The organism is Kosakonia sp. LAM2021 (assembly GCF_016620385.1).
GTDB classification, from domain to species: domain Bacteria; phylum Pseudomonadota; class Gammaproteobacteria; order Enterobacterales; family Enterobacteriaceae; genus Kosakonia; species Kosakonia sacchari.
The window spans coordinates 1-5,242 of record NZ_JAENHT010000022.1 but is presented as its reverse complement, the minus strand read 5'-3'; the positions used below and the strand labels follow the sequence as shown (position 1 = coordinate 5,242).

The window sequence follows — 5,242 nt, the reverse complement described above, 5'->3', positions numbered from 1 at the left end:
TCAACGTGAGACGTGTTGATGGTGATACCACGAGCTTTTTCTTCCGGCGCGTTATCGATCTGGTCGAATGCGCGAGCAGAACCACCGTAGGTTTTAGCCAGAACGGTAGTGATTGCAGCAGTCAGCGTTGTTTTACCATGGTCAACGTGGCCGATAGTACCGACGTTAACGTGCGGTTTTGTACGTTCAAACTTTTCTTTAGACATCGATTGTCCCTCTAAGACACGGATAAATCGGTGATATCACCACATCAACCAGGCAACATGCCCGACTCGTTGAATGCTAATAACAGAAGAGAAACCAGGGAGGAGAAGTGAAGTGGTGCTGATACCCAGAGTCGAACTGGGGACCTCACCCTTACCAAGGGTGCGCTCTACCAACTGAGCCATATCAGCACGTCTTGGAGCGGGCAGCGGGAATCGAACCCGCATCATCAGCTTGGAAGGCTGAGGTAATAGCCATTATACGATGCCCGCATCCTGAAACTCGGCTACCCAGTACTTTCTGTATTATCGGGAGAAGACACTCTCCCAAAGAGCTGATTCACTACTGACACCAACTCAGGTTACGTTTTAGCGTAACCGAAAATGGTGGTGGGGGAAGGATTCGAACCTTCGAAGTCTGTGACGGCAGATTTACAGTCTGCTCCCTTTGGCCGCTCGGGAACCCCACCGGACTTGATGGTGCCGACTACCGGAATCGAACTGGTGACCTACTGATTACAAGTCAGTTGCTCTACCTACTGAGCTAAGTCGGCATCAAGTAGCGCGCATTCTAGGGAGACAGAGGGATTGATGCAACTAAAAAATTGCACAAAACGTTCTATCGCTCACATTTTGCGCGACAAGCCGAAGAAATGCTGTAATTTCATGCAACACCGTGGAAAAAACCACCATTTTTCATGATTCCTTCCCATCTATTCTCTCGCTCCCCACGCTCTGCTCGATACCTGTGTGGACCTTTGCCAGTGCAGCTGCGCTATCGTGGTGCAAATAAATGATCGCTTCACACCGATTCCTCAGCGTTAATGCGGAATCGTGAAATGGATCACTAATTGCATCTGTGCTATTACACCCCTGCGGAGGCGTCATCATGAAGATTGTTTTGTTAAATGCAGCCACCTTACCGGTCTATTGCCCTGAACTTGCGCAATTGCTGCTTGATGCATTACACAGCGGCGCAACCGTGGGATATCAACGTTCGCTCAGCCAACAGGAAGCTGAAAGCAGCTTTTACCGTTTACGCAGCGAACTGGAAAAAGGCGAGCGACTCATCTGGATTGCGCGGGATGAACAAGGTGTTTCTGGCAGCGTCAGCTTGCAACTCAACATGCAACCTGAAGTCCTTAACCGGGGAAATATCAAACTCCTACTGGTACATCGCCGCGCCCGCCGCACAGGCGTTGGTAAGAAGCTCATTGCTGAGCTAGAGAAGGCAGCATGTGCACGCCAGCGAGGTTTGCTATCGCTTGAAGTCCTGGCTGGTTCTGGCGGAGAAGCATTCTATCGCTCGCAAGGATACCGCTGCCTTGGTGAAATACCGGATTTTCTCTGCTCTGCGGACGGTTATTACCACCCGGCAGCCATTTATTTTAAACGCTTATTTGCTGTAAATCAGATGGTTCGTTCTATTGCCAGCTAAAGTGAAGCGCGTGATGCTTTCTGCGGAAAGCATCACCTCGACGCGATTTTTCATATTATTCCCTGTCATCTGGTGTTAACCTCCTGCCCATTGATCCCACTTATTTCAATAACGTCGTGCCATAGCATTATCTTTAGAGTCTCTCTCTTACTGCGCGCAGGAAGCCAACGCAGCAAGTGATAATGGCAGGCTAATAAAAGCTTATGAGTAAAAAAGAGCAAACGTTAATGACGCCTTACTTACAGTTTAATCGCAGCCAGTGGGCTGCGCTTCGCGATTCTGTCCCTATGACCTTAACTGAAGGCGAGATCGCGAGATTAAAAGGCATTAATGAAGACCTTTCTTTGGAAGAAGTTGCGGAAATATATCTTCCTCTTTCCCGTTTACTCAATTTCTACATCAGTTCGAACTTACGCCGTCAGGCCGTTCTTGAACAATTTCTCGGCACTAACGGGCAGCGTATTCCTTATATCATCAGCATTGCGGGCAGCGTTGCCGTGGGCAAAAGCACTACCGCTCGTGTCTTGCAGGCGCTGCTGAGCCGCTGGCCAGAGCATCGCCGTGTAGAACTCATCACTACTGATGGTTTTTTGCATCCAAACCAGGTGCTGAAAGACCGCGGCTTGATGAAGAAAAAAGGGTTTCCGCAATCTTATGATATGCACCGCCTTGTGCAGTTTGTTTCCGATATTAAATCGGGCGTGACTAACATCACCGCGCCGGTTTATTCACATCTTATTTATGATGTGATCCCCGATGGTGATAAAACGATCTCGCAACCGGATATTTTAATTCTTGAAGGGTTAAATGTTTTACAAAGCGGTATGGATTACCCACACGATCCACATCATGTATTTGTTTCCGACTTTGTTGATTTCTCGATTTATGTGGATGCACCAGAAGATCTTTTGCAAACCTGGTATATCAACCGTTTCCTGAAGTTCCGCGAAGGTGCATTTACCAATCCTGATTCTTATTTCCACAACTACGCCAAATTGTCGGAAGCCGAAGCGATTGAGATTGCTATGTCATTGTGGAAAGAAATTAATGGCTTAAATCTTAAAGAAAACATCCTGCCAACCCGCGAGCGTGCAAGCCTGATTATGACAAAAAGCGCTAACCATGCCGTGGAACAAGTTCGACTACGGAAATAAATTAAAAGGGAGCATGAATGCTCCCTTTTAATTATTCCGCGCTACGAAGCGATATTTCTCCACCCACCCAGGGTTTAATAACGCCGTCTTGCTCAAGTAACAAAGCACCTTGCGAATCAATCCCGCGCGAGATCCCAAAAATCTCTTTTTCGCCAATAATCAACTTAACCGGGCGATTAATGAAATTATCCAGCGCTTCCCAGCGAGAGAGGAAAGGCGTTAACCCCTCTTGTTCAAAGTGCTGCAAGGCGGTGCGAAGCTCAATGATCAAACGTGCCGCCAGTTGGTTGCGATCAATGCGCACACCGGCTTCCTGCAGATTAATCCAGCTTTGACTGATATCTTCTGCCTGTGTTTTACGCATCACTAGATTGACGCCAGCGCCAATGACAATTTGTGCCGCATCGCCGGTTTTCCCCGTCAATTCGACGAGGATCCCCGCGAGTTTACGATCCTGTAGATAGAGATCATTTGGCCATTTGACGCGTACTTGCTCCGCGCCTAAATCGCGCAGCACCTCGGCCATAACGATGCCAATGACCAGGCTCAGGCCAATGGCAGCTGCCGGCCCCTGCTCAAGCCGCCAGTACATGGAAATATAGAGGTTAGCGCCAAACGGAGATACCCATTTTCGCCCGCGCCGCCCGCGACCAGCCTGCTGATATTCGGCAACACAGGCGTCGCCGGAGCGTAAGCCATTTAAGCGATCCAACAGGTACTGGTTGGTTGAATCGATCACCGGTAGCACCGCAACAGAGCCTTGCGCCACCTGGCTACTGATAAAGGCTTCATCCAGTAGTTGAATAGGTTCTGGCAAGCTGTAGCCTTTCCCCGGCACGGTGAAGACATCTACGCCCCAGTCACGAAGCGTCTGGATATGTTTGTTGATAGCAGCACGACTCATGCCTAAACGCTCGCCAAGCTGCTCGCCAGAATGGAACTCGCCGTCCGCCAGAAGCGAAATCAGCGTTAATGGAACGGTATTGTCTTTCACGCAATAGCCTCCACCGCATTCACCTCGCCGGAACATCCTATAAAGCGCACTTCCGGTTCCAGCCAGATATCAAATTTATCGCCTACACTCTGCCGGACAAAATGCGCGAGACGCACCACATCTTCACTCATTGCGTGGCCGGTGTTAATCAGTACTAAAGCTTGCAAGTGATGGACAGCAGCGCCCCCTAATGAGGTTCCTTTCAACTGACATTGATCGATCAACCAGCCTGCGGCCAGCTTCACTGAACCATCTTCCTGTGGGTAATGCGGAGCATAAGGAAAACGTGCAAGCAGGATGCGAGCTTGCTCAGCCGTGATCACCGGGTTTTTGAAGAAGCTGCCCGCATTCCCGTTCACTTTAGGATCCGGCAACTTGCTGGTACGCATCTGGCAAACGGCATCGAAAACCTGTTGAGGCGTTACAGTTGCGGGGTCCAGACGGGTTAGGTCACCGTAGGTCAAGACGGGTTGCCAGGATTTTGCCAACCGCAATCCAACAGCAGTGATGGCGTAACGATCCTGATATTCATGCTTAAAGATGCTGTCTCGGTAGCCAAAACGGCAGGCGTCTGCAGATAAACGCTGCGACTTACCGCTACTGAGCTCCATGCAATCTACATAACTGCAGACACGTTGTAACTCAACGCCATAGGCACCAATGTTTTGGATAGGAGAGGAGCCCACACAGCCTGGAATTAACGCCAGGTTTTCTAGTCCCGGCATGCCTTGTTCGAGCGTCCACCGTACAAGATTATGCCAGTTCTCTCCCGCACCGACATGTAAAAGCCATGCGTCCGCCTCTTCGTGAACGGCAATGCCTTTAATACGATTGATAATGACCGTTCCGATAAAATCTTCCAGAAACAATACGTTGCTTCCTTCGCCGAGGATCAATACGGGCTGCTGGCTTTGCACTGCAGACTGCCACACATTGAGCAGTTGCTGCGTATTTTCGACACAAACAATTTGGTGAGCCTGACGATCAATACCAAAGGTATTCCAGGGCTTAAGGGAGAGATTCATTAGCGCTATCCTGATGCAAAAACACGGCTAGTTTACCGCATCCGAAGGGTGAGCGCTTGTGGTGTTTCGCTGCATAAAAACGCAAAAAGGCCATCCGTCAGGATGGCCTCTTCACTTGTTTGATGCCTGGCAGTTCCCTACTCTCGCATGGGGAGACCCCACACTACCATCGGCGCTACGGCGTTTCACTTCTGAGTTCGGCATGGGGTCAGGTGGGACCACCGCGCTGTTGCCGCCAGGCAAATTCTGTCTATCAGACCGTTCTCACGTTCTGATGTAATCTGTATCAGGCTGAATATCTGTCTCTCACGCCAAAACATCTTCGGCGTTGTAAGGTTAAGCCTCACGGTTCATTAGTACCGGTTAGCTCAACGCATCGCTGCGCTTACACACCCGGCCTATCAACGTCGTCGTCTTCAACGTTCCTT

General features: G+C 49.8%; 5 protein-coding genes, 4 tRNA genes and 2 rRNA genes. 2 read left to right on the top strand and 9 right to left on the bottom strand.

Going from position 1 to position 5,242, the window contains the following annotated elements:
* From JKP81_RS23460 to JKP81_RS23440, 5 genes are all read right to left on the bottom strand, one after another.
* The coding region (locus JKP81_RS23460; protein WP_042932074.1) for a GTP-binding protein at window positions 1-206 on the bottom strand (206 nt) is incomplete at its 3' end.
* 113 nt (window positions 207-319) lie between these two features.
* A tRNA-Thr gene (locus JKP81_RS23455) sits at window positions 320-395 on the bottom strand.
* 6 nt (window positions 396-401) lie between these two features.
* Window positions 402-476 (bottom strand) — tRNA-Gly (locus JKP81_RS23450).
* A gap of 112 nt (window positions 477-588) precedes the next feature.
* A tRNA-Tyr gene (locus JKP81_RS23445) sits at window positions 589-673 on the bottom strand.
* 8 nt (window positions 674-681) lie between these two features.
* Window positions 682-757: transfer RNA gene (locus JKP81_RS23440), tRNA-Thr, on the bottom strand.
* A 335-nt stretch (window positions 758-1,092) separates the two neighbouring features.
* Between JKP81_RS23440 and JKP81_RS23435 the strand changes: the two genes are divergently transcribed.
* Window positions 1,093-1,641, top strand: coding sequence for an N-acetyltransferase (locus tag JKP81_RS23435; protein ID WP_200553627.1), 549 nt, complete (start codon window positions 1,093-1,095; stop codon window positions 1,639-1,641).
* Between the two features lie 203 nt (window positions 1,642-1,844).
* A complete protein-coding gene (gene coaA, locus JKP81_RS23430) occupies window positions 1,845-2,795 on the top strand; it encodes a type I pantothenate kinase (RefSeq protein WP_017460033.1) in 951 nt (316 codons plus the stop codon).
* Between the two features lie 31 nt (window positions 2,796-2,826).
* Here the strand turns inward: coaA and birA are convergent, their stop codons facing one another.
* The 4 genes from birA to JKP81_RS23410 all read right to left on the bottom strand — a co-directional run.
* Complete coding sequence (birA, locus tag JKP81_RS23425; protein WP_200553626.1) at window positions 2,827-3,789, bottom strand: bifunctional biotin--[acetyl-CoA-carboxylase] ligase/biotin operon repressor BirA; 963 nt, start codon at window positions 3,787-3,789, stop codon at window positions 2,827-2,829.
* The gene (gene murB, locus JKP81_RS23420) at window positions 3,786-4,814 is read right to left on the bottom strand and encodes a UDP-N-acetylmuramate dehydrogenase (protein WP_200553625.1); all 1,029 of its coding nucleotides are present in this window, start codon (window positions 4,812-4,814) and stop codon (window positions 3,786-3,788) included. Before murB ends, birA begins: the two co-directional genes overlap by 4 nt.
* Before the next feature lie 124 nt (window positions 4,815-4,938).
* A 5S ribosomal RNA gene (gene rrf, locus JKP81_RS23415) occupies window positions 4,939-5,054 on the bottom strand.
* A 92-nt stretch (window positions 5,055-5,146) separates the two neighbouring features.
* Window positions 5,147-5,242 (bottom strand): 23S ribosomal RNA (locus tag JKP81_RS23410); the annotation flags it as partial.

Bases quoted from the DNA above. Each gene is read 5' to 3' on its own strand.
- murB (WP_200553625.1), bottom strand. From the start codon at position 4,814: ATGAATCTCTCCCTTAAGCCCTGGAATACCTTTGGTATTGATCGTCAG.
- coaA (WP_017460033.1), top strand. From the start codon at position 1,845: ATGAGTAAAAAAGAGCAAACGTTAATGACGCCTTACTTACAGTTTAAT.
- JKP81_RS23435 (WP_200553627.1), top strand. From the start codon at position 1,093: ATGAAGATTGTTTTGTTAAATGCAGCCACCTTACCGGTCTATTGCCCT.